Origin of the sequence: Belnapia moabensis DSM 16746 (assembly GCF_000745835.1) — a bacterium.
Classification (GTDB): Bacteria; Pseudomonadota; Alphaproteobacteria; order Acetobacterales; family Acetobacteraceae; genus Belnapia; species Belnapia moabensis.
Window position 1 is genome coordinate 1 of the sequence record NZ_JQKB01000195.1, and the last position, 3,905, is coordinate 3,905.

Sequence of the window (3,905 nt, forward strand, 5' to 3'; positions counted from 1 at the left end):
AGCACGATGACGCCCGTGAGGCGCAGCGCAGCACGCCAGAGGTACTGATTACCGACCTCCGGGCGCGCCTGAACGAGCAGTTCCCTAATGCCACGCCGGATGCGATTGAGGCCGAGATCGAGCGGCGTTTGGCTCGCGGCTCACATTCGACTTCGGCGGTCGTGCCGCCCAATCCGGGCATACCGAAAGATACTCTGGCTGCGCGACGTGCGGAGCGTAAAAAGGTGGTGGCTTCGGGCAGGAATCTACGCCGGTAGACTCTGGTCTAGCCGGCAGCGACACTCGACGATCGACCGACCGGCAAATGACGGTAGGGCGTCAAGGGCGCGCAGCCAAGCTGTCGCGCCACCTCGGCTGCCGTCATCGCCCAACTGGTCAGCATGGCTCTGGCCGCACTAACCTTGGCCTCATCTGCCGCTGGAGGGCGTCCACCACGACGGCCGCGGCGGCATCCACCGAGGCAACGAGGATGGCGAGTGCAATTCTAGACATCATCCCTGAACGAGGCCTCCGTCCCGCCGCATCTTGGCGGCACGAGCCAGAAGGTACTGCTCCCGGAGGCTGCACCGTCATCTCTCGATCACGCTGCTCACAGCGAAATGCTGGCCAGCGTTCACGGATCACAAACGTGGTGCCCGGAATCGCGCACGGTGGACCGCGAAGCACACAAGGGTGACCAATCCACGTCGAGTTGATGCTGGCACAAAATGTATGCGGCGATCGAGCGAGCTTACCTTGACCCGGTGGGCTGAGGACCGGTTCCACCTGAATGCGAGGTCGCATGTTGCTAATGTCGAGACTTAGGGAGGCCGCACGGAAAGCGGATTGCCTCTCCTTTGCATATGGTGGCGGCGACGTGTCGGAGCTTGTCGCTCTCCTTCGGCAGATCGCCAGACGTGAGCACTGCACCGTGGAGTACACTGTAGTCTCGGGATGCCCAGGGATCGTCACGGTGCATTTCGTGCGACAGGGCGCCGCGGTCATGGCGCGTTAGGCTGCCCGAAGACGCCGCTGACGCTAATGGCGAGCAGCCGAACCGCGTTCTAATACCAAGCCCCGTTGATCCCAACCTATCGGCGGCGGAGGCCGCCCCGACGCAGCCCGCCCCGGCCTCGACCGAGCCGCTTTACTGCATGGGTTCTGATCAATGGGATGTGGTATAACATCTACATGGGCAGCCGGGTGCGGTCGCGGCACGGCCAAACCGGAAAGCGGTCTGTGGACCCGCCCAGCAAGCGACGGCATCTCGTGCCGAGTGATCAGCTACCCATTCAACAATCCGTTGTTGTCGCAAACCGATATGCTCGGGCGGCGTAACTCCGTGCGTTGTATGGCGCCGTCCAAGATACCTATGGAGACCAGTCCAGTGCAGGAGCGGTTTGCGGTCATCTACGTCGTCGAGTGGATGGGCTCTCCCCGTGAGAGATACTTTCCCACCCTCGAAGTTACCCTCAACTTTGCCAACCGCATCACAACGGACGGCACCACCGCCTATCCTGATGTAGCTACCATCGTCCGTATGACACGGGCGCACGAGCATTGTGCTTGGGAAGAGGACCAGAGTTTCGAGGTCATAAAAGTGAGTGGCAGGAAGCACCCTCCGAGGCTCGGCCATAGTGCCTTGCTGGATCACGCTTTGGGGGCACGTATAGCTCAGCAACGGCTGGCAGGTTGATCCGGATAGGCACTTCCTCGCGGGATGTTGGCGATTACATTCAGCACCAACGGTGCGGTCTCGATGGTGCCTCAGGCACAATGGGTGACGATCTCGTCAATGCCGCGGCACAGCGGTGTCCGTGTTGGTCACTCAGAGAGCATGGCATTGCCGTAGCTCGCCGGCATCCCGCCGAGTGCCCTAATCAGGGGAGCCGCAATCTACCGGCGAGCGTGCCAGTTCCGTGCTATCCCTGTCGGTCTCGGCTGAGCGCACGACCTCGAAGCCGAAGCGGCCATAGTAGGTGAGCAGCCGTTCTCGACCGGCCAATACGATGAGGCGAACTGGCCGTCCTGCGCGGTCGGCGTAGCTGCAAAGTGCGCGAAGTACAGCGGCGCCTGCCCCTCGTGGAGCACATGGACGGCGGCAGAGCCAGTCGAGATCGATGCCGTTCAGACTATCATGCACCGTCACATGAACTCCGAGCCGGTCAGCGTAGTCCCGGAGCGCGTCGATTTCAGCCGATGCTCTTTCGACCGCAGCGTGTCTCGGCTCTGCGATGTACAGAAGCTTCCCGCTACTGTACGGCAGGCTCGACGGCGTTGTGGTTGCACAGAGTTCAGCCATCAGGGGCGACCAACCTACCTGTGTGCTGTTTGGAGGCCGCAGTGGCTACGCCGGTCTGCATTGAACAGAGTGGGTAACATCGGCCATGCCACTCCATGCGGCCCTGCCCGGCAGCAGAGCGGCTTGCACCTTCGCCAAGAGCGGGACGATGCAGGTATCTTCGGCTAAAAGTTGCCCACTGCATGCGTCACGCGCGCCGATGCCGGTATCGTCGCGGGTAAGCCAAACATGCCTTCCGGCCAGGGTGAGGATGGCGACTTCCCGGCGATCTCGGTCGATAAGGATGTCGGCCTGCGCACCCGGAACCGCCGCCACAAAGCGCTGCAAGCTATCGCGCTCAGCGTCCCGGAGCCCTCGTGGGGCAGGAAAGGAGAGGACGGCGCCGCGGCGCATGCTAGGTTTCCCGAACTGCCGCTTTCAATCATAAGTTGTGTTCAGGCGTATATACAACGTCCGGCTTATCTGCCCTGGGCGGTGATGCAGAAAAAGCACACTGAGTGGAGCTACCTTAGGTTGCGTATACGGCAGTGTTGGACGACAGACTTCTACTTCTGATAGAAAGATGCCCAGCTAACCTCTGTTCTCCTGGGTAAGTGGCACCATGCAGGTCGCGCCGATTGTCACCGAAGCCGATTACAGCCGGGCTCTGATTGAGATCAGGCGTCTTGTTGCTGGCGAACCCGATTGTGGAACCGCGGATGGGGAGTGGGTGGAAGCCCTGACCTTCGCTGCCGAGGTGTTCGAGGCAGGCCACCACCTCTTGGACCTCGCCGACATCGCGGCTCGGTAAGTAGCCGTTGCTCGCATCGCAGTCGCCGAGGAGCCCAACATGCAGGGGAGTGCGGCCGGGAAAGTTCGGCAAGCGGGTTCGGCCACCCTCAACCCGCACGGGCCTGCTGACAACGGGTGTTGCGATCTGCTGCATCTGGGCAGGGGCAGCGCCTCTGGCGATCAGCCACTCAAAACAGTATCGGCCAGCCCTGCCAATGGCGTCCGCAATCTGTGGGCCGAGGTGAAGTGCCATTGGCTCGGCGCGACGCTGCCGGCCTGATCATGCATTCCGAAAACCAAGACGCGCTCTTCTGCTGTGCTACGGTGGTACGCGTTCATCTCGCAAATGGTCCTCTCCCTCCAACCATGCTTTGAGCTTGGGTGGAAGGGGCTTCGAGGTCATTCGGCAGAGGCGGGTCACTGGCCCGTCGCCGCCACGCCTAGCCTCAAGCTCCACGAAGCCTCCGGTGGCATCGAGGCCATCAATGAGGTCCCAAACCGCAACGCGTAGTTGTGTGAGTTCCTGATCAACATCCTCAGCGTATTGGATGAGTTCTTGCTCCTCAAGCTTGGGTTGCTCCTCGCTCATCGGGGCACCTTCCTCTCTCCATTCACGCGGCGACGATGTTGCGCGCCAATCCCAACATGAAACACGCTTCGCCTCAGGCGGAACCCAAAGGTCCCGCCGCTGGTCGCTGCCCTGTTCCACCCGGCACCGCCCGCGCACTCCGGCCTGTACCCGATTTTCGACGCCGATCCGTTATTAGCCTGTCGTCAATAAGAACGGACTAGCCGAGACTACCGCCCAGGCTGAACTGCGATTGTGATCAGTAACCGCGATACCCACGGCCGC

3 protein-coding genes are annotated in these 3,905 nt (G+C 61.6%); 2 read left to right on the forward strand and 1 reads right to left on the reverse strand.

All coding sequences use genetic code 11. The annotated features are described in order from the left end of the window. Together EP26_RS37085 and EP26_RS29980 are read left to right on the forward strand one after the other, a co-directional pair. Positions 1-257 (forward strand): hypothetical protein (locus tag EP26_RS37085; protein WP_211259623.1); only part of this gene is annotated, 257 nt, incomplete at its 5' end. A gap of 2,625 nt (positions 258-2,882) precedes the next feature. Next, complete coding sequence (locus EP26_RS29980; RefSeq protein ID WP_043344954.1) at positions 2,883-3,071, forward strand: hypothetical protein; 189 nt, start codon at positions 2,883-2,885, stop codon at positions 3,069-3,071. Between the two features lie 300 nt (positions 3,072-3,371). Here EP26_RS29980 and EP26_RS29985 read toward each other — a convergent pair whose 3' ends face one another. Next, entirely contained in the window at positions 3,372-3,641 is a 270-nt protein-coding gene (locus EP26_RS29985) for a hypothetical protein (protein ID WP_043344956.1), read from the reverse strand. Between the last annotated feature and the right edge of the window lie 264 nt (positions 3,642-3,905).